This window comes from Thermomonospora sp. CIF 1 (assembly GCF_001896795.1).
Classification (GTDB): domain Bacteria; phylum Actinomycetota; class Actinomycetes; order Streptosporangiales; family Streptosporangiaceae; genus Thermomonospora; species Thermomonospora curvata.
This window is the reverse complement of the sequence record NZ_MOYN02000012.1, coordinates 50,152-73,907: the sequence shown is the minus strand read 5'-3', so window position 1 is coordinate 73,907 and position 23,756 is coordinate 50,152. Positions and strand designations below refer to the sequence as shown.

Genomic DNA, 23,756 nt, shown 5'->3' with positions numbered 1-23,756 from the left:
CGGTCAGCCGGACTGCTTGCGGGCCAGGACGCGGTAGGTGTTGCTGTGGGAGCCCTGGAAGGGCAGGAACAGCAGGTCCGCGACGATGGCGGCGCCCAGCAGGGGGATCGCCAGGAGCTGGGCGATAGCGGCGCGGGCGTACTGGGCCGGGCCCGGGGGGTGCGGGCTGCGCCAGGGGTCCTCGGTGTCCACGCCGAGCAGGTTGATCAGGCAGGCGGCGGCGGGCAGCACGTCCAGGCCGCGGCGGGCCTCGCGGCGCTGCTCGGCGACCACCTCCAGGCCGCGTTCCTCCAGCGCCCGCTTGAGGTTGGCCAGCGGGATCAGGTGCAGGTGCTGAGGCGGCAGGTACGGCATCCAGAAGGTGCGCAGCACGGCGGCCAGGCGGGCGTCGGGGTCGGGCATCTCCACCAGCAGGAAGCCGCCGGGCTCGAGGATCTTGGCGGCCAGGTCCAGCTCGGCCAGCGGGTCGGGGGTGTGCTCCAGGTAGTGGTTCATGCTGAGCACGTCGTAGTGGCCGATCATGTCGGTGCCCAGGTCCAGGAACTGGCCGTGGAAGGAGCGGGAGATCCAGCCGCGGCGGACGGCCTCCTGCACCCCCTCGCCCATGTCCAGGCCGTGGAAGTCGGTGCCGGGCAGCACGGTGCGGGCGACCCGGCAAAAGTGGCCCTTGCCGGTGCCGATGTCCAGCCAGGTGCGCGGGGTGGTGAAGCGTTTGACCAGGTGGGCGCGGGCCAGGTAGTCGCCGGTGGTGCCGCCGAGAATGCGCTCGGCGGCCAGGTCGCCCAGGCCGCTGTAGGCGTCGCGGTAGTAAAAGTCCAGCCCCTCGGGGGTGACCTGGGGGTTTTGGAAGATGTGCCGGCAGTCGCGGCAGCGCTCCAGCGGGAAACGGCCGGGCTTGACCTGGATGACGTCCCGGGTGACCAGGTGGGGGGCCAGGTTGCGGGAGCCGCACCAGGGGCAGTCGGGGCGGCGCTCGCCCAAAAAGCGCTCCACCCCGGCTTCGATCTCGGCGCGGTAGCGGGCCCGGGCCTCCTCCCGCAGCTGCAGCCGGTGCCGCTCCCAGCGGCTGCGGGGGGCGCGCAGCGTCCGCCAGATGGTCAGCGGGACGTGCACCACCCGCAGCCAGGCGGCCCGGTGCAGGTCGGCCGGGCGCAGCGCGGTCCCGGTGAAGATCAGGTACGGCGCCAGGCTGTACAGCAGCACCACGCCCAGGCCCTGCCACAGGTCGATCAGCGGGCAGCACAAGGCCAGCAGGCAGCCGGCGCCGCTTTGGTAGAGGGTCTGCGGCACCGCCACCGTCGGCGGCAGCGCCAGCGCCAGCGAACGCAGCCAGGCCCGCCGCTGCCCGATCCGGTCGGGGGCGTGGAACGGCGCGACGACCATGTCGGCGGTGTCGGCGTAGCAGCGCAGCCGGACCAGGGCCTCGCCCATCTCCCCGGCGTCCAGCCCGCTGCGCGGCTCGATCCGGGCGCGTTCCAGGGCGTCGCCGGCCATCAGCACGGCATAGCCGGCGCCCCGGCCCATGGCGAACCGGTCCTTGCGGTAGGCGCGCGGATCGACATGCCGCACCAGGTCGAGCGCCTGCTCCACCGGCAGGTCGGCCGGGACCAGGTCCAGCATGCCCAGCCCCTCCCGCCGGGCGTGGTCGGCGGCGGCGCGCAGCACCTGGTCGGGTACGGCGGCGTCCTCGGCGGTCAGCGCCGTGTAGCCGTCCAGCGGGCTGGTCGAGCGCTCCGGCCGCAGCCGGCGCAACCCGGTGACGCGACGGCGCAGCCACAGGGCGTTGCCGAGCACCCCGGCCGCCACGAGCCAGATGATCCAGTTCACGCCTGCGTCTCCTCACCCCTTGGCCGTTGGGGAGTTGTGCCGGGACTTTCGGCCGCGCTCGATCGCCGTGAGCAGGATTCTTGTCAGTTCCGGCACGATGCGGACACTCACGGTCCGGACAACGGTGAACGGTCTGGTGTCACCTGGCTGACAAGCCCGCCCCCGCTTATCAGCCCGATGACAAAGCGCCGCCGGGGCCGCTGCGCCCTCCGGCAAGAAAACCGGCCTCCGGTGCGGCAGACTGTCCGGCCATGGCGATCACCCGCAGACCGCCCGTGCCGCTGCTCGGCGAGCGCCGGCTGAGCTCCAGGTTGTATGAGCTGGACGTCGCCTCGGCGGCGGTTGGCCGGACCATGAAGGTTCATTTGCTGGTCCCCAAGGGTTGGTCCCGTGACGCCGACCGGACCTGGCCGCTGCTTTACCTGTTCCACGGCGGGGACGACGACTACCTGTCGTGGACCCGCGAAACCGACATCGAACAGCTGAGCGCCGACTGCCAGGTACTGGTGGCGATCCCGGACGGCGGACGGGCCGGAGGTTACACCAACTGGTGGAACTTCGGCAGGCCCGGCGCCCCCCAGTGGGAGACCTTCCACCTGGATGAGCTGGGCGGGCTGCTGCGCGAGGCGTACCGGGCCGGGGACGCCCAGGCCATGGCGGGGGTGTCCGGCGGCGGCTACGGCGCGCTGATCTACGCGGCGCGCCGTCCGGGGACCTTCCGCTACGCCGCCGCCTTCAGCTCCCCCTGCTCGATCCGCCGTCCGGCGCTGGCCGCCACGCTGCTGCTGGCCACCGCCTCCGTGGGCCGCACCAACCCGCTGGCCATGTGGGGGCTGCCGGTGATCCACGACCGGATCTGGCGGTCGTTCGACCCGATCTGCATGGCGGCCGGGCTGCGCGGCACCGGCCTGTACCTGTCGGCGGGCACCGGGCGGCGGGGGCCGCTGGACCCGCCGGACGCCCGGCGCACCGTGGCCGATCTCGCCGAGCCGCTGGTGCGCTCCACGGTCGGCCCGTTCCTGCGGAAACTGCGCAAGCTGGACATCCCCGTCACCACCCACCTGTACGACCGCGGCACCCATACCTGGCCGTACTGGCGGCGGGAGCTGCACCGCGCCTGGCCGCTGATCATGCAGGCGCTGGGCTGCGACTGAGCCGACGCACCGTCCCAGCGCATAAGGGGGCGATGAACCTTTCTCAGCACGTGGCCCAAGGAGCCCCGGGGCGGGGATCTGTTGGCGTCCGGTGCGGCGGCGTTCCGGGCCACGGCGTCGTCCCCGCCTCGACCTGCGGAGACCGCGTGCCGGAAAAGGTTCAATCAGGCGGCCGACAAAAACCCGCCCGCGCTTGTCGGCCCGGCTTCGTTGTCCGCCCGCGCGGCGGCGGCTTAGCGTCGCGGCGACCGCGCTCTGCCGCGCGGTCCGCCGCAGTCCATTCCCGCCGGCCGAGGAGGACACATGGCGGAACGGAGCAGGCACCCGGGAATCGTCGGCGAGATGGCCGCCGAGTTCGCCGGGACGATGATCCTCATCCTGTTCGGCGTCGGGGTCGTGGCGCAGGTGGTGGCGGGCGGCCTCGGCGACCACGACAGCATCGCCTGGGCGTGGGGCCTGGGGGTCACGCTGGGCGTCTACGTCGCGGCCCGGGTCAGCGGCGCCCACCTCAACCCGGCCGTCAGCGTGGCGCTGGCGGTCTTCCGGGACTTCCCCTGGCGCAAGGTCGCCCCGTACGCGCTGGCGCAGACCGCCGGGGCCTTCGTCGCGGCGCTGCTGGTCCGCTGGAACTACGGCGAGGTGCTGGCCGCGGTCGATCCCGGCCACACCATCAAGACCCAGGGCGTCTTCTCCACCCTGCCCGGCAACGGCACCCTGCCGGTGGGCACCATGGGCGCCCTGCGCGACCAGATCATCGGCACGGCCATCCTGCTGTTTTTGATCCTGGCCCTGACCGACCTGCGCAACGGCCCGCCGGCGGCGAACCTGGCGCCGGTGGTGATCGGGCTGGTGGTGGTCGCCATCGGGTTCGCCTGGGGCACCGACGCCGGCTATGCCATCAACCCGGCCCGCGACTTCGGGCCGCGCCTGGCCTCGTTCCTGACCGGGTACGAAGGGGCCTGGCGGGACCAGCACGGCGAGCTGTACTTCTGGGTGCCCGTGGTCGGTCCGCTGATCGGCGGGGTGCTGGGCGCGGGCCTGTACAAGACCATGGTCGGACGGTTCCTGCCCGGTGTGCGGGCACCGGTGCCGGGCCGTCCGGAGCATGAGGCGGCCTGAGCCGCGCGACCTGCAGAAAGGGATCTTCGATGGCGGATTTCGTGGGAGCGGTCGACCAGGGCACCACCAGCACCCGGTTCATGATCTTCGACCATGGCGGCAACGAGGTGGCCCGGCACCAGCTGGAGCACGAGCAGATCCTGCCGCGGGCCGGCTGGGTGGAGCACAACCCCGTGGAGATCTGGGAGCGCACCCGGACGGTCATCGAGACCGCGCTGAACAAGGCCGACCTGACCGCCCGGGACCTGGCCGCGCTCGGCATCACCAACCAGCGCGAGACCGCCGTGGTGTGGAACCGGCGCACCGGCCGCCCCTACTACAACGCGATCGTCTGGCAGGACACCCGCACCGACCGGATCGCCGCGGCGCTGGAGCGCGACGGGCGGGGCGAGGTGATCCGCCGCAAGGCGGGCCTGCCCCCGGCGACGTACTTCTCCGCCGGCAAGGTGCAGTGGATCTTGGAGAACGTCCCCGGGGTGCGCGAGGCGGCCGAGGCCGGCGAGGCATTGTTCGGCACCATCGACACCTGGCTGCTGTGGAACCTGACCGGCGGGGTCGACGGCGGCGTCCACGTCACCGACGTCACCAACGCCAGCCGCACCATGCTGATGGACCTGGAGACGCTGGAGTGGGACGAGGAGCTGCTGTCGTTCTTCGGCATCCCGCGCGCGATGCTGCCGCAGATCCGGCCGTCCAGCGACCCGGCCGGCTACGGGGTGACCCGGGCGGACGGCCCGCTGGGCGGGGAGGTGCCGCTGTCGGGGGCGCTGGGCGACCAGCAGGCCGCCACGGTCGGGCAGGTGTGCTTCGAACCCGGCCAGGCCAAGAACACCTACGGCACCGGCAACTTCCTGCTGCTGAACACCGGCACCGAGCCGGTGCGCTCCCGCCACGGCCTGCTCACCACCGTGTGCTACCGGTTCGGCGACGCCAAGCCGGTGTACGCGCTGGAGGGGTCCATCGCGGTGACCGGGTCGGCGGTGCAGTGGCTGCGCGACCAGCTTCGGATCATCTCCACCGCGGCGCAGAGCGAGATCCTGGCCCGCCAGGTCGACGACAACGGCGGCGTGTACTTCGTGCCGGCCTTCTCCGGCCTGTTCGCCCCGTACTGGCGGTCGGACGCCCGCGGCGTCATCGTCGGCCTGTCGCGCTACAACAACGCCGCCCACATCGCCCGCGCCACGCTGGAGTCGATCTGCTACCAGACCCGGGACGTGGTGGAGGCGATGCAGCAGGACTCCGGCGTGGTGCTGGACGTGCTGCGGGTCGACGGCGGCGTCACCGCCAACGACCTGTGCATGCAGATCCAGGCCGACGTGCTGGGCGTGCCGGTCTCCCGCCCGGTGGTGGCCGAGACCACCGCGCTGGGCGCCGCCTACGCCGCCGGGATGGCCACCGGTTTTTGGAAGTCCACCGAGGAGCTGGTCCGCAACTGGAACGAGGACCGCCGCTGGCTGCCGCAGTGGGACGACGAGCAGCGCGCCGCGGGCTATGCGGGCTGGAAGAAGGCCGTGGAGCGGACGCTGGACTGGGTCGACGTCGGCTGAGAGGGCCCCGGCTAGGCGGGCGGCGGTCCCTGCAGGCGGCGGTCGCGGGCGGCCATGCGGTCGGCGGGGTCGGCGGCGGTCAACTCGGCCAGGTGCGCGGCGATCGCGGCGGCGGTCCGGGTGCAGAACGCCCGCGGCTCTGCGGCGGCGTCGGGACACTCGGGCAGCAGGTGGTCGGCGATGCCGGCGGCCAGCAGGTCGGCCGAGCGCACGCCCTGGGCCTGCGCCATCTCGGCGGCGCGGGCGGTGGTGCGGTGGACGATCACCGAGGCGCCCTCCGGCGGCAGCGGGGACAGCCAGCCGTGGCGGGCGCACAGCACCCGGTCGGTGGGCAGCAGCGCCAGCGCCGCGCCGCCGGTGCCCTCGCCCAGCAGCACGCACAGCGTCGGCCCCGGCAGCGTGGTCAGCTCGGCCAGGCAGCGGGCGATCTCCCCGGCCAGCCCGCGTTCCTCGGCCTCGGCCGACAGCACCGCGCCGGGGGTGTCCACCACGGTCAGCAGCGGCAGGTGCAGCTCGCGGGCCAGCCGCATGCCGCGCCGGGCGACCCGCAGCCCGGCCGGGCCGATCGGGTGGCCGCTGCGCTGGCTGCGCCGGTCCTGCCCGACGACCACGCAGGCCGCCTCGCCGAACCTGGCCAAAGCCAGCAGCAGCCCCGGGTCGGCCTCCCCTTCGCCGGTGCCCGACAGCACGGTGACGTCGCGGGCGCCGTACCGCAGCAGCTCCCGCACCCCCGGCCGGTCGGCGCGGCGGGAGCGTTCGATCGACTCCCAGGCCGGGGTGTCGTCGGCGGCCGGCTCGGGCGCGGCCGGGCGGGGCCGGCCGCCGCGGGCGGGCGCCTGCCCGGCGCACAGCACCGACAGGGCGCGGGCGGCGACGTCGGGCAGCTCGTCGATGCCCACCACGGCGTCCACCACGCCCTTGGCGGCCAGGTTCTCGGCGACCTGCACGCCCGGCGGGAACGGCTCGCCGTGCAGCGCCTCATAGACGCGGGGCCCCAGAAAGCCGATCAGCGCCCCGGGTTCGGCGGCCGTGACATGCCCCAGCGACCCCCAGGAGGCCAGCACCCCGCCGGTGGTGGGGTGCCGCAGGTAGACCAGGTAGGGCAGCCCGGCGGCGCGGTGCCGCATCACGGCGGCGGTGATCCGCGCCATCTGGACGAACGCGGCGGTGCCCTCCTGCATGCGGGTGCCTCCGGAGGAGGGTGCCGCCAGCAGCGGCAGCCGCTCGGCGGTGGCCCGCTCCACGGCCGCCACGATCCGGTCGGCGGTGGCCAGCCCGATCGACCCGGCCAGGAAGCCGAACTCGGAGACCACGAAGGCCACCCGGCGGCCCCGCAGCAGCCCCTCCCCGGTGATCACGGCCTCGTCGCAGCCGGTGCGCTCCCGTGCCGCGGCCAGTTCGGCCTCATACGCCGAGCCGGGGGCGGCGACCCGGCGGGGCGGGGTGTCCCAGGAGGTCCACCTGCCGGCGTCCAGGATCCGGCCGATCAGCTCCCGCGCGCCGATCCGCGTCATGACGCGGCCACCTCGCCCTCCCCTCCGCACAGGCCGCGTCGCGGCCCGCCGGCATGCCTCCCCCCGACGGTACCGGCCGTCCCATCCGTCACGCTGCTCGCCCCCCTCCGTCACGCAACAGACATACCCGCTTTGACGGACTTTTTGATCTTGACCGGAATGCCCATGGCGGCCGCCCGGGAAGGACCACCGGACCCGGCGGGAAGGAAGGAGCCCGGATGCGGCCGGACGTCAGCGTCATCGTCATCGCCTACAACGACGCCGCGCGCCTTCCCCGGGCGGTCGGCTCGGTGCTCGCCCAGTCGCTGGGCCCGGTCGAGACGATCATCGTCGACGACGGCAGCACCGACGGCACCGGCGAGGTCGCCGAGCAGCTGGCCGCCGCCCACCCGGGGCGGGTGCGCGCACTGCACCTGCCGCGCAACTCCGGCGGCTGCGGACGGCCCCGCAACACCGGGCTGGCGCAGGCGCGCGGCGCGCATGTGATGTTCCTCGACAGCGACGACGTGCTGGACCGGCACGCCTGCCTGAACCTGGTCGCCGCGGCCGAGGAGACCGGCGCCGACCTGGTGTCGGGACGGTGCGTGCGAACCCGCCCGGACCGCCCCGGCGACCGGGGGCACGCGTGGTACCCGTGGCTGTACGCCCGGCGGGCGGTCTATGAGTCGATCACCCAGAACCCCGACCTGCTGTACGACACGCTGTCGACCAACAAGTGCTACCGCCGGGACTTCCTGACCGCCTGCGGCCTGTCCTTCGCCGAGGACGTGCACTATGAGGACCTGCTGTTCAGCACGCAGGCCTACCTGGCGGCCCGGCGGATCGCGCTCATCCCGCACCGCGTCTACACCTGGCATTGGCAGCAGCCTCGGCCCGACGGCGGGTCCATCTCCAGCCGCCGCGCCGAGCTGCGCAATTTCGCCGACCGGCTGGAGGTCCACCGGCGGATCGACGCGGTGCTGCGCGCCCGCGGCGCCGCCGACCTGAAGCTGCACAAGGACGCCAAGTTCGTCAACCACGACCTGCTGCTGTACCTGCGCGAACTGCGCGGACGCGACGCCGACTACCAGCGGCGCTTCCTGGAGCTGGCCGCCGCCTACATGGCCGAGCTGGACGAGCGGGTCTGGCAGAAGGCCAACCCGATGCCCGCCATCGCCGCCTTCCTGCTGGGACGCGGGGATCTGGAGGGGGCGCTGGCCGCCGCCGAGTACGGCCGCGGCCGGGTTCCCGAGCTGCTGACGGAGCTGACCGAACGGCACGGCCGGGTGTACTGGGGGCGGCTGGAGGGGCATCCGGCGCATCCGGTGCTCGACGTGACCGACCTGGGCATCCACACCGCCCCGCCGAGCCGGGTCCGGCCCGTCTGCACGCTGACCCGGCTGCGGCGGTGCGGCCCGCTGGTGCTGATGGCCGGGCGGGTGCACAACCCGCTGGAGCGGATCCCCCCGGACGCCGAGGTGCAGCTGACCGTGGAGTTCGCCGACCGGCGGCGCAAGGGCCGGGTGCTGTCGGTGCCCGCCGAGGTCACCCGGCGCAAGGGGTGGCTGCAGTGGCGGGCGTGCTTCCTGCCGTCCCGGGTGCTGCGGCCGTGGGGGTTCATCGACCCGGTGTGGGATCTGTGGCTGCGGCTGAGCGTCAACGGGGAACGCACCGCGCTGCGGCCGCGCCCGGCCGACGAGACGGTGCTGGAGACGGAGCTGCCGGCGCGTCCCAGACTGACCCGGCTCGCCGGGGACCGCCTGGTGCCGCTGCGCACCCGGCAGGACCGGGTGGCGTTCCGGCTCACCGGGCGCCGGCTGCGGCACCGCCTGGCCCGCCGGGCCGTGCGCTGGGCGGCCGCGACGCGGGCGGGCCGCCGGCTGTGGCGGCGGATCCGGGCGGCCGAGCAGGACGTGCGGCGCAGGCTCGGCAGCCAGAAGACCAAGCAGGCCGTCTACAACCGGCTGCTGGTGCGGCTGCCGATCCGCAAGGGCACCGCCGTTTTCGAAAGCCGGATGGGCGCCTGCTATGCGGGCAACCCCCGCTACATCTACGAGGAGCTGCGCCGGTCGGGCCGGCCCATCCGGGTCGTGTGGTCGTATGCCGGCTCTCCGCGCGGCTTCCCGCGCGATGCCCGCCTGGTCCGCCGGGGCTCGTGGGCCTACCACCTGGCGCTGGCCCGGGCCGAGTTCTGGGTGGACGACCACGGTTTCCCCGGCGGGCTGCGCAAGCGCCGCGGCACCACCTACCTGCAGACCTGGCACGGCTCGGCGTTCAAGCGCATGGGGCTGGACCATCCCGAGCTCAAGCGCGCCGGACGCGCCGAGCAGGCGCGCTTTACCCGCATGACCGGCCGTTTCGACCGTTTCCTGGTGCGCTCGCGGCACGATGTCGACACCCTGGCCCGCGGGCTGGGCGTCGCGCCGGACCGGCTGCTGCCGGTGGGCTATCCGCGCAACGACCCGCTGGTGAACGGGGGCGACCCGGCCGAACTGGCGGCGCTGCGCCGCGCGCTGGGCCTGGCGGGACGGCAGGTGGTGCTGTACGCCCCCACGTTCCGTCCCGGACGCGGCGGCAAGGCCGCCCCGCTGCGGCTGCCGTTCGACCCGGTGCGTTTCGCCCGCGAGCTGGGCGACACCCACGTGATGCTGGTGCGCCCGCATTACCTGACGAGGGTCTCCCTGCCGCCGGAGGCCAAAGCGGCGGTGCGCGACGTCGGCCACATCCCCGACGTCACCCCGTTGCTGCTGCTGGCGGACGCGCTGGTGACCGACTACTCATCGATCATGTTCGACTACGCCCTGCTGGACCGGCCGATGATCTTCTATGTGCCGGACCTGGAGGAGTACACCGGCCGGGACCGCGGCTGCTACTTCGACCTGGCCGAGCACGCCCCCGGGCCGCTGCTGCGCGAGGAGGACGCCCTGCTGGCGGCGCTGGCGGACCTGCCGGCCCAGCGCGACGCCCACGCCGCCCGCCGCCGCGCGTTCGCCGCCCGCTTCGGCGAGTACGACCGGGGCGATGCCGCCGCGCGGGTCGTCGAGCTGATCTTCGGCGGGGGTGACCGTGACCGGACGTGACATCTTCATCGTCTGCAACACCGTGGACGACCTGGGCGGCGTCCAGCGGTGGGCGCACCGGACGGCCGAGCTGCTGACCGGCCGGGGGCACCGCGTCACGCTGGTGGGCATCGCCCGTTCCGCCGAGCCGCACCCGCGGCGGCCGCGCGCCCCCTACCGCGTGGTCACCCTGCACGGCCCGTGGCGGCCGCCGGCGCTGGCGTGGCGGCCCGCCTCGGCGTGGGCGCGCCTGAACGTGCGCGCCCGCCTGCGCGACCGGTGGCGGACGGCGGTGCAGCGGCGCGGCGCCGAGCGGCTGGCCGCCCTGCTGCGCGCCGCACGTCCCGGCGGGGTGGTCATCGTCGCCCAGGTGTGGGCGATGGAGTGGGTGCGCCTGGCCGGCACCGGCGGGCTGAAGGTGATCGCGATGAGCCACGAGTCCTACCAGGCGGCCCGCGCCTCCTCCCGGTACCGCCGGATCTGGGAGCTGTACCCGTCCGCCGACCGGATGCTGACGCTGACCGCCGAGGACGCCGACGCCTGGGCGCGGGCCGGGATGACCAACGTCGATCACATGCCCAACCCGCTGCCCTTCTCCCCCGCCGCCCGCGCCGATCTGGACGCCCCCGTGGTGGCCTGCCTGGGGCGGCTGTCGCATGAGAAGGGCGTGGACATGGCGCTGGAGGCGTGGGCGGAGGCGAGCGCGGCCCACCCCGGCTGGCGGCTGCGGATCCACGGCTCGGGCCCGGAGGAGGAGGCGCTGCGCGCGCAGGCCCGCGCGCTCGGGATCGCCGGGACGGTGGAGTTCTGCGGGCCGGCCCCCGATGCCGCGGCGGCCTTGGCGCAGGCGTCGGTCTTCCTGCTGCCCTCCCGCCAGGAGGGCCTGCCGATGTCGCTGATGGAGGCGATGGCGTGCGGGCTGCCGGCGGTGGCCTTCGACTGCGCCCCGGGCGTGCGCGAGCTGCTGACCGACGAGGTGGACGGGCTGCTGGTGCCGCCCGGGCACGTCCCGGCGCTGGCGGCGGCGCTGCGGCGGCTGATGGGCGACGGGGATCTGCGCCGCAAGCTCGGCGACAACGCGGTGGCCGGAGTGCGGCGGCTGCATCCCGACACGGTGCTGGATCGCTGGGAGCGGCTGCTTGAGCTGCTGCACCGAGACGAACATGACTTCTCTTCGTAATTACTTGGATACATTGAGTCATCTCACGGGGGGCAGCCATGTCGCTGCTGAGACATACCGCGTTCATCACGGCCATGGCCGGCGCCATGACCGGTGCCGTCGCGGCGCCGGTGGCCCCGGCGCTGGCCGACCCCGGCGACCGGGTCGTCTCCAGGGTCCGCGCCATCGAGGTCACCGGGCCGACCAAGGTCTACCACCGCTCCTGGCGGGGGATCCGCACCACGGTCCAGACCGGGGAGCTCGCCGGCGGCACCTGGGTGGGCATCGCGGCCTCCGGGTTCCCCGCCAGTGCCGTGGGCAAGCGGTTCGGCGTCCACGTCCACGTCAACGCGTGCGGGCGCACTCCCGCCTCTTCCGGGCCGCACTACCAGAGCCCGCGGGTGCCCCGGCGGGCGCCGCTGATGGCGCGGGAGATCTGGCTGGACCTGACGGTCGGCCCGGACCGCACCGCCCGCGCCATGGCCCTGCGCTCCTGGCGGATCCCCAAGGGGGCGGCCAAGTCGGTGGTCATCCACTCCAAGGAGACCGACCCGCAGACCGGGGACGCCGGCGACCGCCTGGTGTGCACCACGGTGCCGTTCGGCGACCTGGGGCGCCGCTGACACCGCAGCCGGTCCCCGGGTCCGTCCCCGGACGGGCCCGGGGGCGGCGGGTCGGCCCGATGCACCTTTTCACCACGCCGTCCCCGCAGGTCGCATGCGGGGGCCTCACAGCCGGGGCGATGCCGTGGCCTGCAACGTCGCGGGCGCCGGAGACCAGCCGGGCTTTCGTCCCCGGCGTCTTGGGCCACGTGCCGGAAAAGGTTCAGGCCGTGCCGCCGCCTTCAGGGCCGGGCGGCTCCCGCTGTGCGGCGGCGCGGTTCCGCTTGGCGGCCTCGACGCTTTCGCGCAGCACCTCCAGCAGGTCGGCGGGGGGCGGCTGCGGCGGCGGCTGGGGCCGGACGACCTGAGCACCCGCGATCTTGGCCTCGATCACCTCCAGCAGCGCCCGCCGGTAGGAGTCGGTGTAGGCGGCCGGGTCGAAGTCCCCCGTCATCGTCTCGATCAGCGCCCCGGCCATGGCCAGCTCCTGAGGGCGCACCCGAACCTCCTCCTGCAGGAATTCGAAGTCGGGGGCGCGGACCTCATCCGGCCACAGCATCGTCTCCAGGACGAACACCCCTTGCCGCACCCGCAGCGCGCCCAGCGACTCGCGCTGCCGAAGCGTCACTTTGACCACGCCCACCAGGCCCGACCGCTCCAAGGCGTCGCGCAGCAGCACATAGGGTTTGGCACCGCCCTCGTCGGGCTCCAGATAGTAGGAACGGTCGAAGTAGATCGGGTCCACCTGATCGGCGGGGGTGAACTGAAGCACCTCGATGCGGCGTTTGGTCGGCAGCGGCAGATCCAGGAAGTCCTCTTCGGTGAGCACCACCATGTCGCCATTGGGCAATTCGTATCCCTTGGCGACGTCCACATAAGGCACTTCCCGCCCGTCCAGCGAGCACACCCGCCGGTACCGGATGCGCCCGCCGTCATCGCGGTGAACGTGGTGGAAGGTCACATCCCGTTCTTCGGTGGCCGCATACAGTTTGACCGGGATGGTGACCAGGCCGAAGGAGATCGCGCCATTCCAGATGCTGCGCATGAGGGCTCCTTACCCCGGGGCGCGCTTTCCCTAGCCTCGCAATATCATGCGTTTTGCGCTACATGTCCTGTGGGATCCTTTTCCATCTCCTGGGTTGCGGGGTAGAACCCACCTATGAGCATGTCGTGGCCGGTGGCCCCGATGCTGGCCGCCACCGGTGACCTGCCGGAGGACGCCGACCGCTGGTGCCTGGAGCTGAAGTGGGACGGCGTGCGCGTCGTCTGCCACGTCACCCCCCACGGCGTGCGGGCCGCCGGACGCCGCGGCGCGGACGTCACCGGCCGCTACCCGGAGCTGTCCGGGCTGGTGGACCTGGTGCCGGGCCGCGAGGCCGTCCTCGACGGCGAGGTGGTGGCCTTCCGGCACGGCCGGCCCAGCTTCGAACGGCTGCAGCGGCGCATGCACCTCGACCGCCCCGACCCCCGCCTGGTCCGCCAGGTGCCCGTCCGCTACGTGGTGTTCGACGTGCTCTACCTGGACGGCCGCCCCCTCTACGACCTGCCCTACCTGCAGCGGCGGCAGCTGCTGGAGGAACTGGACCTGGCCGGCGCCGGCCCCTTCGAGGCCCCGCCCCACCTGCACGCCGCCGACACCGACCAGGTCAAGGAACTGGTGGAGTACACCTGGGAGCAGCGCCTGGAGGGCGTGGTCGCCAAACGGGTGGACTCCCCCTACCGGCCCGGCCGGCGGGTGGACTTCTGGCGCAAGGTCAAGAACTTCCAGACCCGCGATGTGATCATCTGCGGCTGGAAGCCCGGCCGCGGCCGCCGCGAGGGCGGCTTCGGCTCACTGCTGCTGGGCGCCTACGACGACGGCGGGGCGCTGCGCTTCACCGGGCAGGTCGGCACCGGCTTCACCGACCGGGCGCTGGAGGACATCTACGAGCGGCTGTGGCCGCTGCGCCGTCTCACCAGCCCTTATGACGAGCTCCTCCCCCGCGAGCTCGCCCGCGACGCCCAGTGGGTTGAACCGGTCCTGGTGGGGGAAGTCGCCTACGGCGTGTGGACCAGGGAGGGGCACCTGCGCGCCCCGTCCTGGCGCGGCCTGCGCGACGACAAGGACCCCCGGGAGGTCACCTATGAACCCCGCTGAGGCGCCGCCGTGAGCGGCGGCGAGCGGGTCCGCGTCCGGGTGGAGGACCGGGAGCTCAGGTTGTCGAACCTGGACAAGGTGCTCTACCCCCGGCACGGGTTCACCAAGGGCGAGCTGATCGACTACTACACCCGGATCGCGCCCGTCCTGCTGCCGCACCTGCGGGACCGGCCGGTGACCCGCAAGCGCTACCCCGACGGGATGGCCGGGCAGTCCTTCTTCGAAAAGAACGCGCCCCCGGGCACCCCGCCGTGGGTGCGCACGGTGAACCTGCCGACCCCGGGCAGCGCCAAAGGGCGGGCCTCGGCCGACTACGTGATGGTCGACGACCTGCCCACCCTGGTGTGGCTGGCCAATCTGGCCGCGGTGGAACTGCACGTCCCGCAATGGCGGGTCGGCCCGCGCGGCGGGGTGCACCGCCCCGACCTGATGGTCTTCGACCTGGACCCCGGCCCGCACACCACCATCGTGGACGCCTGCCGGGTGGCCTGCGCGCTGCGCGCCCTGCTGGCCGACGACGGCCTGCGCGCCTACCCCAAGACCAGCGGCAAAAAGGGCCTGCACCTGTATGTGCCGGTGCGGGAGACCGGCCGGACCCGGCAGTACGCCGAGCAGGCGGCCAAGCGGCTGGAGGCCGACGACCCCCGCCACGTCACCGCCCGGATGGACCGGCGGCTGCGCAAAGGCAAGATCTTCATCGACTGGAGCCAGAACGACCCGGGCAAGACCACCGTCGCCCCTTATTCCATGCGCGCCTCCGGCGGCCCGGCGGTGTCCACCCCCCTCGCCTGGGAAGAGGTCGAAAACTGCGAAGACCCCGCCGACCTGGTGTTCTTCTCCGACCAGGCGCTGGAGCGCGTGCAACGGCACGGCGACCTGATGGCGCCGCTGCTGGAGGAGGGACCACCCCTGCCCTGAGCAAGGCATGACATCTCTCATATGCCGGTGCGTTATGTGTCCGATTGGGCACGCAGCGGCGCCGCGGTTCCGCCACCATTGCCCTACGGGGATGTCGAGCCCTGTGCGATCGGCCCGGGCGGGCGGTGAGGTCGCACGGGCTCACCAAGGTTGACGCGGAGGAACGACAAAGGTGGCGGTGATAAAGAACCCTCACTACGACGTCGTGGTGCTGGGCGGGGGAACGGCGGGCGTGCTGGTCGCCCGCGGGCTGGCACAGGCGGGACGCCGGGTGGCGCTGGTGGAGAACCGGCTGGTCGGCGGGGAGTCCCCGTATTTCGCCTGCGTGCCGTCCAAGTCGCTGCTGCACTCGGCCCGCCGGGGCGAAAGCTGGGAGACCGCCATCGCGCGCCGCGACGAGCTGACCGGGCACCTGGACGACGCCGCGACGGCGGCCCGGCTGGCCGAGGAGGGGATCGCGGTGCTGCGCGGCTACGGGCAGGTGACCGCCCCCGGCCGCATCGAGGTGGACGGCACCGGCTACGAGTACACCGACCTGGTGATCTGCACCGGCGGCGAGCCGGTGGTGCCGGGCGTGGAGGGGATGGCCGACGCCCCGCTGTGGACCAGCGACGAGGCGCTGGCCGTGCCCGACCTGCCGCGCCGGCTGGTGGTGCTGGGCGGCGGCCCGGTGGGCTGCGAGCTGGCCCAGATCTACGCCGCCTTCGGCTCCCAGGTCACCGTGGTGGAACCGGCCGAGAGCCTGCTGGCCGACGAGGCGGCCTTCCTGGGGGAGACGCTGGCCGGGGCGCTCCGCCGGATGGGCGCCGACCTGCGGCTGGGCACCGAGCCGGCCAAGGTGGAGCGCACCGGCTCGGGGCTGCGGCTGTGGCTGACCGACGGCGGCACCCTGGAAGCGGACCGGATCCTGGTGGCCGTCGGGCGGCGCCCGCGCACCGAGGGGCTGGGCCTGGAGACGCTGGGCGTGCGGCCCGCGCCGGGCGACCCGCTGCCGGTGGACGAGACCTGCCGGGTGAGCGGCGCCGAGCACCTGTGGGCGGCCGGTGAGGTGACCGGCGCCGACACCGCGCACGCCGCCGCCTACCAGGCCCGGATCGTGGTCGACAACGTGCTGGGCAAGCGCCGCGAGGCCGACCGGCGGGCGATTCCCCGGGTGGTGTTCACCAGCCCGTCGGTGTACGCCGTGGGGCTCTCTCCGCGACATGCCCGCAAATCCGGGCTGGAGCTGCTGAGCGCCGGGTACGATCTGGCCGCCACCGTCCGAGGCAGGATCGAAGACAGCGGATCGGGCAGACCGGGCGGCCGCATGGAGAGCCGGATGGAAGGCCGGGTGGAACTGTACGCCGACCGGTCCACCGGCCTGTTGGCGGGCGCCGCCGCCGTGGGCCCGTACGCTGAGGAGTGGATGGGTGAGGTCACGCTGGCGATCCGGGCACAGATCCCGTTGCGTGTGCTCGCCGACACCGTGCACGCCTTCCCGACCTACGGTGAGGCCGTGGAGACGCCGCTGCGCGAGCTGGCCGAACGGCTGTAGCGGTCCAACGAAGGGGGTTTCATGAGCGAGATGGACGACATGGACGTGCCGGACGTCGAGGCCCCGGACGCGGACGCGGCCGAGCAGCGCCTGCCGGTGGGTGAGGAGGAGGAGGACCGTCCGGTCTGGTCCGGCGAGCTTCCCCTGGACGTCGACGAGGCCGACTACACCGAGCAGGAACGGGTCGTGGAGTTCGACGAGGACGACTACCGTTGACCGGCGTCCGGCCATGGCGTCGGTGCACGGATGACCGGTGAGGTTACCGACGCGTAGGATGATGGAATCGACACCGGAGGCGGCGAGGCGCGCCGCCCGACGACGCGATCGGAGAGTGTGGTGACCGCGACCCCGGACGCCCGTCCACGTGGCACGAGGCTGCCTCGGCTGGCCCGCCGGCGGCAGCTGCTCGGCGCGGCGCAGGAGGTGTTCGTCGCGCAGGGCTACCATGCCGCCGCGATGGACGAGATCGCCGAGCGCGCGGGCGTCAGCAAACCGGTGCTCTACCAGCACTTCCCCGGCAAGCTGGAGCTGTATCTGGCGCTGCTGGACGAGCACGCCGAGTCGCTGGTGAAGATCGTCCGTGAGGCGCTGGAGTCCACCACCGACAACAAACGGCGCGTGCAGGCCAGCATCCAGGCCTTCTATGACTTCGTGGCCGGCGAGGGCGAGGCCTACCGGCTGGTCTTCGAGTCCGATCTGCGCAACGTGGCGCCGGTGCGGGCCCGGGTGGAGCGAGCCAACCACCAGTGCGCCGAGATGATCGCCAAGGTGATCGCCGAGGACACCCAGGCCCCCGCCGACGAGGCGTTCCTGCTCGGCATGGGCCTGGTGGGCATGGCCGAGGTCAGCGCCCGCTACTGGCTGTCGCAGAACCGCTCCATCCCCAAGGACACCGCCGAGAAGCTGATCGCCCGCCTGGCCTGGCGGGGCATCTCCGGCTTCCCCGTGGCCGGCTGACCGGCCGCGGCCCGTCGCGCTCGCGGGCCGGACGACCGCCGTGGTCGTCCGGCCCGCGAGCGTTTTCCCGGCCCGTACGCTCCTGGCGTAGCGGAGATCGGCCCTCTCCCCACCCGCGCGTGCGAACATCGGAAGCGGGGCAGTCCCGCCGAAGGGAGCATGGTGCAGGTACGTATCGGGGTGCAGTACACGCCCAAGGAACTGGTCATCGAGACGTCGCTGTCGGCCGACGAGGTGGAGCGGGCGCTGGCCGAGGCCCTGGCCGCCGAGCACGGCGTGCTGGCACTGCACGACCAGCGCGGCGGCCGGGTGCTGATCCCCGCCGACCGCATCGGCTACCTGGAGATCGGCGAGGAGAACAACCGCAAGGTCGGCTTCGGCAGCATGTGAGGCCGGCCGGCCGCGTCACGACCTGCTCGGCGTGGGAGCCCGGCCGGCCAGCATCGCGGCGAACTCCGGCCGCAGCAGGTCGCGCACCCGGTCGTGGGGGACGCTGAGGGTCACCGGTATGCAGCCCACCGCCCCCTCATCGGTGGACACCGACAGCGTCATCGCCGCATCGGTGAAGCCGACGACCACGGGCGTGGCGAACCCGCCCGAAACCGGACGCAGGTCGGCCGGGCGCAGCCTGGCGGGCGGGCGGCACGGTTCCAGCAGCCCATCAGGAGTGGGCGTCGGCTTGGGGAAGCGCCGCCACAGCCCGTCCAGTCCCGCCTGGGTGAGCGTGGCCGGGGCGAACATGTCGGACAGGGCCAGCGCCTTGCCGGTGTCCAGCGCAACGGTGACCGTGCTCACCCAGTCGGTGATGTAGTCGGTGTTGCAGACCCAGCCGCCCTTCAGCTCATACCGGACGGACACCAGCCTGCCGTTGCGCAGCCCCGGCACCGCCTTGGCCGACAGGCTGGCCCCCTGGCAGTCCCCGCCCGGCCCCGGACGGCCCATCTCGGGGTTCTCCCGCACGAACCGCTGCGCGCCTTCGATCGCCGTATCCAGCGGGCTGCGCAGCGCCGCGTTCACCCGCTGCTGGACGGCGCTGTCCGAATGCCCGGAGATCTGCACGTACTGGGCGCCTTCCACGATCAGCCGCTGCCCTCCCCCCAGCTCGATCACGCGCTCGGGCAGCGTGGGGGTGCGCACGGCGACGTTCTGCGCGGCGGGCACGGCGGGCCCGTCGTCGCCGCCCGCCACCACGACCGCCGTGGTGCCCGCCCCGATCGCCAGCACGGTGCCCGCCACGGCCGCCGTCACCTTGGCGCCCGCCGTCGCCAGCAGGCCCGTCCCGGCGGTGGCCGCGATCGCCGAGCCGCCGGCGGCCGCACCACCGGCGGCCGAGGCGCCTGCGGCGGCCGCGGCACCGGCGCCCCCGGCCGAGCCGGCTCCCGCCGCCCCGGCCGCCGCCCCGGACATCCCGGCTCCGGCCGTCCCCGCCGACCCGGCGCCCGCCACGCCGGCCGCCCCGGCACCGGCGCCCGCCGTCCCGGCCCCCGCCGCCGTGGGGATCAGCCCGGCGGCCAGCGGGAACAGCGCCGCCAGCGCCGCCGCACCGGCCGCCAGGGCGCGGATGCCGCGCTGCTCCCAGTCCGCGCCGTAGGCGGCGGAGGCGGCCTCCTCCAGCTCGGTCACGAACGCCGCCGCGCCGGGCGGGCGGTGCGCGGCGTCCTTGGCCATGCCGCGCGCCAGCAGCGGCCGCAGCGGCTCGGGAACCGCCTCGACGGGGACGGGAGCCGTCAGGTGCCGGTGCATCAGCGCCGCCGCGTTGTCTGCGGAAAACGGCTTGGAACCGGTGATGCATTCAAAGAACACGCAGGTCGCCGCGTACACGTCGGTGGCCGGAGTGGCGGGGTGGCCCGCCCACTGCTCCGGGGCCATGTAAGCGGGGGTGCCGGAGCGGGATCCGGCGCCGGCCAGCGTGGCGACGCCGAAGTCGATCAGCTTGCTGAGCCCGTCGGCCCGCACCACCACGTTGGCGGGCTTGTAGTCGCGGTGGACCACCCCGACGGCGTGCGCGGCGGCCAGCCCCAGCAGCGAGCCCTTGAGCACCGTCAGCGCGGCCTCCGGGGAGAGCGCGCCGTGCCGGGCCAGGATCTCCTTGAGGGAGACCCCGTTGATGGCCTCCATCACCAGCGCGGCGCCCTGCTCGCCGACCACGAAGCTGTACAGGCGCACCACGTGGGGGTCGGAGACCTTGCCCAGCAGCATCGCCTCCTGGCGCAGCCGCTCGATGGCCTCCCGGTCGCCCTCCCCGCACTCCAGGTATTTGATCGCCACGGGAGTGCCCGCCCGGCGGTGCCGCGCCAGCACCACGCGCCCCTGCGCGCCCGTGCCCAGTTCGCGGATCTCCTCGAACTCCGCCAGCCGCCAAGCGTTCGTCACCTTCAAGGCCTCCTTGCAGCGCGGTTTTCACCAGACGATCGATGAGACGCACCCGAACGGGCATCCGGTCGTGGCCGGCGTGGAAAGGGCGCGCTTCAAAGAGCCGTCCGCACGCCGGCGCGGGGCGGGCGCCGCCGGGGAGCGTGCGCGGCGGCCGGTCCCGGCGGGGCTCTTGCGGATCACCGGGGCCGGCCCGGGGAACACCGGCTCATGGCGCCCCGGCGGATCGTCCACCCGCGCCGGCGTGCGGACCCGGCCGCGAAACCGTTCCGGCGGGCGTTCATCGACCGTCAGTTCCGGCGCAAGATACTTGATCGCGACGAGTTCGCCGCCATCGCGGGCGGGCATCACCCGGCCCCGGGCGCCGCGGCCGAGTTCGCGCAACCCGGTGAAACCCGGCAACCGCCAATCCGCCATCGCACCCCGCCCGGGCGGCTTATTCGGATGGTTTTGAAATACCACGCCAGGCCGGGTCATCAGGGCGGTCCCCCCTGACCTCGGCCGATCTCGGCCGTCCGGCGGTTAGCGCGCCGGGACGCGGCCGGCCCGCCGGGAAATAGATTGGGGGCGGCTGCGCGTTATCACATCGAACGGCTATTGGTGTCAGGAACCGACTACCGGTACTATGCGTCGCGAAGAGTGACCGCGCGCAGCCACACGGAGTGATTGCGCCATACCCCTGACAGCGGTCGCCGAGGTACTGATTGACGGCTGGTCCCTTCCGCGCGTCGGCGCGGCCACAGGAAGCGATCGGCAGGATCTCACCGGCCCTGCCGGCAACGTTCGACGGCTCCGTGGCCCCTGCGGCGAACGCGAGGGGGTGGCGCCCGTTCGGCGCGAACCCAAGCGCGGACCCGGAAGTGAGGACCCCGCACAACGGAGGCTGAAAGCCCTGACTACTTTCCGTGAACTCGGAGTGTGTTCCGAGATAGCCGACGCCCTGGAGTCCGAGGGCATCGTCGACGCGTTCCCCATCCAAGAGATGGCCCTGCCCATAGGGCTTCGCGGGTACGACATCATCGGCCAGGCACGTACCGGCACCGGCAAGACCCTCGCCTTCGGAATTCCGCTGCTGCAGCGCATCGAGCACGGCGGCAAGGCCCCGCGCGGGCTGGTGCTGGCCCCCACCCGCGAGCTGGCCTCCCAGGTCACCGACGACCTGCTGGTGGCCGGCGGCAAGCTGGGCACCCGGGTGGTGGCGGTGTACGGAGGCCGGGCCTACGAGCCGCAGATCCAGGCGCTGCGCGACGGCGTGGACGTGGTGGTCGGCACCCCGGGCCGGCTGCTGGACCTGGCCCGCCAGGGGCACCTGGACCTGTCGCAGATCCAGATGCTGGTGCTGGACGAGGCCGACCGCATGCTCGACCTGGGCTTCCTGCCCGACATCGAGCGGATCATCGAGCTGGTCCCCGCCGAGCGGCAGACCATGCTGTTCTCGGCCACCATGCCCGGCGAGATCGTGGCGCTGTCGCGGCGCTACCTGAACCGGCCCACCAACGTGCGGGCCGAGGTGCACACCGAGTCCGAGGCCACCCCGCAGGTCACCCAGCACGTCTTCCAGACCCACCCGATGGACAAGCCGGAGGTGCTGGCCCGGCTGCTGCAGGCCAATGGGCGCGGGCTGACCATGGTGTTCTGCCAGACCAAGCGGGCCTGCGACCGCATCGCGGCCGATCTGACCCGCCGCGGGTTCGCCGCCGCCGCGGTGCATGGCGACCTGGGCCAGGGCCAGCGGGAGCGGGCGCTGCGGGCCTTCCGCTCCGGCAAGGTCGATGTGCTGGTGGCCACCGACGTGGCCGCCCGCGGGCTGGACGTCGAGGACGTCACCCACGTGATCAACTACGAGTGCCCGGACTCGGCGGAGACCCATGTGCACCGCATCGGCCGCACCGGCCGGGCGGGCCGGGAGGGCACCGCGGTCACGCTGGTGGACTGGAGCGACCTGCCGCGCTGGAAGCTGATCAACAACGCGCTGCAGCTGCCGTTCGGCGAGCCCCCGGAGACCTACTCCACCTCCGACCACCTCTATGAGGCGCTGGACATCCCGCGGGAGGCGACCGGCACGCTGCCCAAGGAGCGGCGCGGCCGCGCGGGGCTGGAGGCCGAGGAGCTGGAGGACATCGGCGAGACCGGCAAGAGCCGCTCCCGCGAGCGGACCAGGACCCGCAAGCGCAGCCGCCGGCGGGTGCGCACCCGCGGCGGCAAGCCGATCGAGCCCGCCGACCAGCCGGACCGCCCCCTGCAGGAGGAGCGGGACGAGCAGGTCCCCGAGGCGGTGGACGAGCCCGCCGCCGGGCAGGCCGGCCACGAGCCCGAGCCGGAGCGGACCGCCTTCGTCCCGGCGCCCGAGCCGATCGTGCCGCCGACCGATGCGGTCACCGGGGTGCCGCTGGTGACCTTCCTGCCGCCGCCGAGCGGGAGCGGCTTCGACCCGGTCGTGGAGGCCCCGCAACGCCCCCGCAGCCGTTCCCGGCGGCGCACTCGGGGCGGGCGCCCCACCGGCGACCGGACCGGCTGACCCCCTCGGGCGGCCGGTCCCCGCGGCCCCGGCCCGCCGCGGGCGGCCGGTGACCGGCACGGCCGCCCAGGGGACGGCGGCGACGGCCGGTGCGTCCGCGCCCGATCGATGCCGGTCGGGCGGCATCGCCGGGCCGCGCGGTGCGCCGCGGGCGGGCCTTCGGTGCGCGCATGCCGCATCCGGGCCACCGGCCCGCGGTCTCGGTATGCTGGCGGCCTGTGAGCATGCCCCGGTTCCATGACGTGCCCAGCTACCCGGCAGAGGACGAGTCGGCTTGAGTACCCCCCGGTTTCTGACCCTGCCCCCCGGTGTCCGCCGGACCGAGATCTCCACCTCGCGCGGGACGTTCGCCGCGCTGGAGGCGCTGCCCGGCTCCGGTGTGCCCGAACGCCCGCCGGCGCTGCTGGTCCCCGGGTTCACCGGCAGCAAGGAGGACTTCATCGCCGTGCTGCCGACGCTGGCGCGGGCCGGCCGGCGGGTGGTGGCGATCGACATGCGCGGGCAGTACGAGACCGCGGGCCCCGATGATCCGGCCGCCTACACCTGTGCCGCGCTGGGCCTGGACGTGGCGGCTCTGCTGGAGGCGCTGGGTCCCGAGCCGGCCCACCTGGTGGGGCACTCCTTCGGCGGGCTGGTGACCCGGGAGGCCATTCTCGGCGCGGGCGCCCGTCCGCTGACCTACACGCTGATGAGCTCCGGGCCGGGCGCCATCACCGGGCCGCGGGCCAAGGACGCCGCCGCGCTGGTGGCGGAGCTGCCGCGCATCGGCCTGGAGCGGGTGTGGCATGACCACATGGAGCCGGACGCCCTGCGCAACGGCGTCCCGCCGCACATCGTGGACTTTCTGCGCACGCGGATGCTGCGCAACAACGTGACCGGCCTGCTGAGCATGGCCCAGGAGCTTTTGGTGTGCCCGGACCGGGTGGAGGAGCTGGCCAAGCTGTCCGCCGACATCGACCTGCCGGTGCTGGTGCTCTACGGCGAGGACGACAACGCCTGGTCGCCGCAGATCCAGGCGGCGATGGCCGAGCGGCTGAGCGCCGAGAAGGTGGTGATCCCGGGCGCGGCGCACTCCCCCGCCGTGGAGGCCCCGGAGACCACCGCCAGCACCTTGGCCGACTTCTGGCGCCAGGGTGAGTGCCGCCGCCTGACCCGCTGAGCCGCTCGTCCGGTCGCGGTACGGAGCGTCGCGGGCGGCGTCTTCACGGTTCGGTGTGAGCCTCCGCTGAAGCGGCCCGCTTGCAGTGGGCCTTCTTTCTGCACGTTGTCTTCATAGTCCGAAACGGGACGTCGCAGTACCGAGCGCCATCGGAGCCCCGTTCGCGGCGCCTTGGGCCATGTGCTGAAAAAGTCCGGTGC

19 protein-coding genes are annotated in these 23,756 nt (G+C 73.6%); 14 read left to right on the top strand and 5 right to left on the bottom strand.

Annotated features, from left to right (window positions below):
- Nucleotides 1-3: 3 nt before the first annotated feature.
- The gene (locus BUE48_RS06025; protein ID WP_286989232.1) at nt 4-1,827 is read right to left on the bottom strand and encodes a class I SAM-dependent methyltransferase; all 1,824 of its coding nucleotides are present in this window, start codon (nt 1,825-1,827) and stop codon (nt 4-6) included.
- Between the two features lie 251 nt (nt 1,828-2,078).
- On the opposite strand from BUE48_RS06025, the gene BUE48_RS06020 reads away from it, so the two are divergent.
- From BUE48_RS06020 to glpK, 3 genes are all read left to right on the top strand, one after another.
- A complete protein-coding gene (locus BUE48_RS06020; protein ID WP_012851583.1) occupies nt 2,079-2,981 on the top strand; it encodes an alpha/beta hydrolase in 903 nt (300 codons plus the stop codon).
- A gap of 303 nt (nt 2,982-3,284) precedes the next feature.
- Nucleotides 3,285-4,100 (top strand): MIP/aquaporin family protein, encoded by an 816-nt coding sequence (locus BUE48_RS06015; RefSeq protein WP_286989231.1) that lies wholly within the window; start codon nt 3,285-3,287, stop codon nt 4,098-4,100.
- A 29-nt stretch (nt 4,101-4,129) separates the two neighbouring features.
- The gene (glpK, locus tag BUE48_RS06010) at nt 4,130-5,647 is read left to right on the top strand and encodes a glycerol kinase GlpK (protein ID WP_012851581.1); all 1,518 of its coding nucleotides are present in this window, start codon (nt 4,130-4,132) and stop codon (nt 5,645-5,647) included.
- 11 nt (nt 5,648-5,658) lie between these two features.
- On the opposite strand, the gene BUE48_RS06005 is transcribed toward glpK, so the two are convergent.
- A complete protein-coding gene (locus BUE48_RS06005) occupies nt 5,659-7,161 on the bottom strand; it encodes a carboxyl transferase domain-containing protein (protein ID WP_012851580.1) in 1,503 nt (500 codons plus the stop codon).
- Nucleotides 7,162-7,379: 218 nt separating this feature from the next.
- Here BUE48_RS06005 and BUE48_RS06000 point away from each other — a divergent pair, with 218 nt between their 5' ends.
- The 3 genes from BUE48_RS06000 to BUE48_RS05990 are packed head-to-tail and all read left to right on the top strand — an operon-like array spanning nt 7,380 to nt 11,981.
- Nucleotides 7,380-10,220 carry a bifunctional glycosyltransferase/CDP-glycerol:glycerophosphate glycerophosphotransferase gene (locus tag BUE48_RS06000; protein WP_286989228.1) on the top strand — a complete coding sequence of 947 codons (2,841 nt, stop codon included), beginning with the start codon at nt 7,380-7,382 and terminating at the stop codon, nt 10,218-10,220.
- Nucleotides 10,207-11,379, top strand: a complete 1,173-nt coding sequence (locus BUE48_RS05995; protein WP_012851578.1) for a glycosyltransferase — start codon at nt 10,207-10,209, stop codon at nt 11,377-11,379. Before BUE48_RS06000 ends, BUE48_RS05995 begins: the two co-directional genes overlap by 14 nt.
- A gap of 38 nt (nt 11,380-11,417) precedes the next feature.
- On the top strand, nt 11,418-11,981 hold the full coding sequence (locus BUE48_RS05990) for a superoxide dismutase family protein (RefSeq protein ID WP_012851577.1): 564 nt from the start codon (nt 11,418-11,420) through the stop codon (nt 11,979-11,981).
- A 202-nt stretch (nt 11,982-12,183) separates the two neighbouring features.
- Here BUE48_RS05990 and ku read toward each other — a convergent pair whose 3' ends face one another.
- Nucleotides 12,184-13,005, bottom strand: coding sequence for a non-homologous end joining protein Ku (gene ku / locus BUE48_RS05985; protein ID WP_012851576.1), 822 nt, complete (start codon nt 13,003-13,005; stop codon nt 12,184-12,186).
- Between the two features lie 114 nt (nt 13,006-13,119).
- On the opposite strand from ku, the gene ligD (BUE48_RS05980) reads away from it, so the two are divergent.
- The 6 genes from ligD (BUE48_RS05980) to BUE48_RS05955 all read left to right on the top strand — a co-directional run bounded on the left by ligD (BUE48_RS05980) (nt 13,120) and on the right by BUE48_RS05955 (nt 17,896).
- Nucleotides 13,120-14,097 carry a non-homologous end-joining DNA ligase gene (gene ligD / locus BUE48_RS05980; RefSeq protein ID WP_286989225.1) on the top strand — a complete coding sequence of 326 codons (978 nt, stop codon included), beginning with the start codon at nt 13,120-13,122 and terminating at the stop codon, nt 14,095-14,097.
- Between the two features lie 9 nt (nt 14,098-14,106).
- Entirely contained in the window at nt 14,107-15,015 is a 909-nt protein-coding gene (gene ligD / locus BUE48_RS05975) for a non-homologous end-joining DNA ligase (protein WP_286989223.1), read from the top strand.
- A gap of 178 nt (nt 15,016-15,193) precedes the next feature.
- Nucleotides 15,194-16,549 carry a dihydrolipoyl dehydrogenase family protein gene (locus BUE48_RS05970; RefSeq protein WP_286989221.1) on the top strand — a complete coding sequence of 452 codons (1,356 nt, stop codon included), beginning with the start codon at nt 15,194-15,196 and terminating at the stop codon, nt 16,547-16,549.
- Between the two features lie 21 nt (nt 16,550-16,570).
- Nucleotides 16,571-16,765 (top strand): Rv3202a family protein, encoded by a 195-nt coding sequence (locus BUE48_RS05965; RefSeq protein WP_012851572.1) that lies wholly within the window; start codon nt 16,571-16,573, stop codon nt 16,763-16,765.
- Nucleotides 16,766-16,885: 120 nt separating this feature from the next.
- Nucleotides 16,886-17,506, top strand: coding sequence for a TetR/AcrR family transcriptional regulator (locus tag BUE48_RS05960; RefSeq protein ID WP_012851571.1), 621 nt, complete (start codon nt 16,886-16,888; stop codon nt 17,504-17,506).
- 159 nt (nt 17,507-17,665) lie between these two features.
- Complete coding sequence (locus tag BUE48_RS05955) at nt 17,666-17,896, top strand: DUF3107 domain-containing protein (RefSeq protein ID WP_012851570.1); 231 nt, start codon at nt 17,666-17,668, stop codon at nt 17,894-17,896.
- A gap of 15 nt (nt 17,897-17,911) precedes the next feature.
- Here the strand turns inward: BUE48_RS05955 and BUE48_RS05950 are convergent, their stop codons facing one another.
- Both BUE48_RS05950 and BUE48_RS05945 read right to left on the bottom strand, forming a co-directional pair.
- Nucleotides 17,912-19,879, bottom strand: coding sequence for a serine/threonine-protein kinase (locus BUE48_RS05950; protein ID WP_286989218.1), 1,968 nt, complete (start codon nt 19,877-19,879; stop codon nt 17,912-17,914).
- Between the two features lie 27 nt (nt 19,880-19,906).
- On the bottom strand, nt 19,907-20,296 hold the full coding sequence (locus BUE48_RS05945; RefSeq protein ID WP_012851568.1) for a protein kinase family protein: 390 nt from the start codon (nt 20,294-20,296) through the stop codon (nt 19,907-19,909).
- Nucleotides 20,297-20,795: 499 nt separating this feature from the next.
- Here BUE48_RS05945 and BUE48_RS05940 point away from each other — a divergent pair, with 499 nt between their 5' ends.
- Nucleotides 20,796-22,397 (top strand): DEAD/DEAH box helicase, encoded by a 1,602-nt coding sequence (locus tag BUE48_RS05940; protein ID WP_245536993.1) that lies wholly within the window; start codon nt 20,796-20,798, stop codon nt 22,395-22,397.
- A gap of 274 nt (nt 22,398-22,671) precedes the next feature.
- Nucleotides 22,672-23,556 (top strand): alpha/beta fold hydrolase, encoded by an 885-nt coding sequence (locus BUE48_RS05935; protein WP_012851566.1) that lies wholly within the window; start codon nt 22,672-22,674, stop codon nt 23,554-23,556.
- The last annotated feature ends 200 nt before the right edge of the window (nt 23,557-23,756 follow it).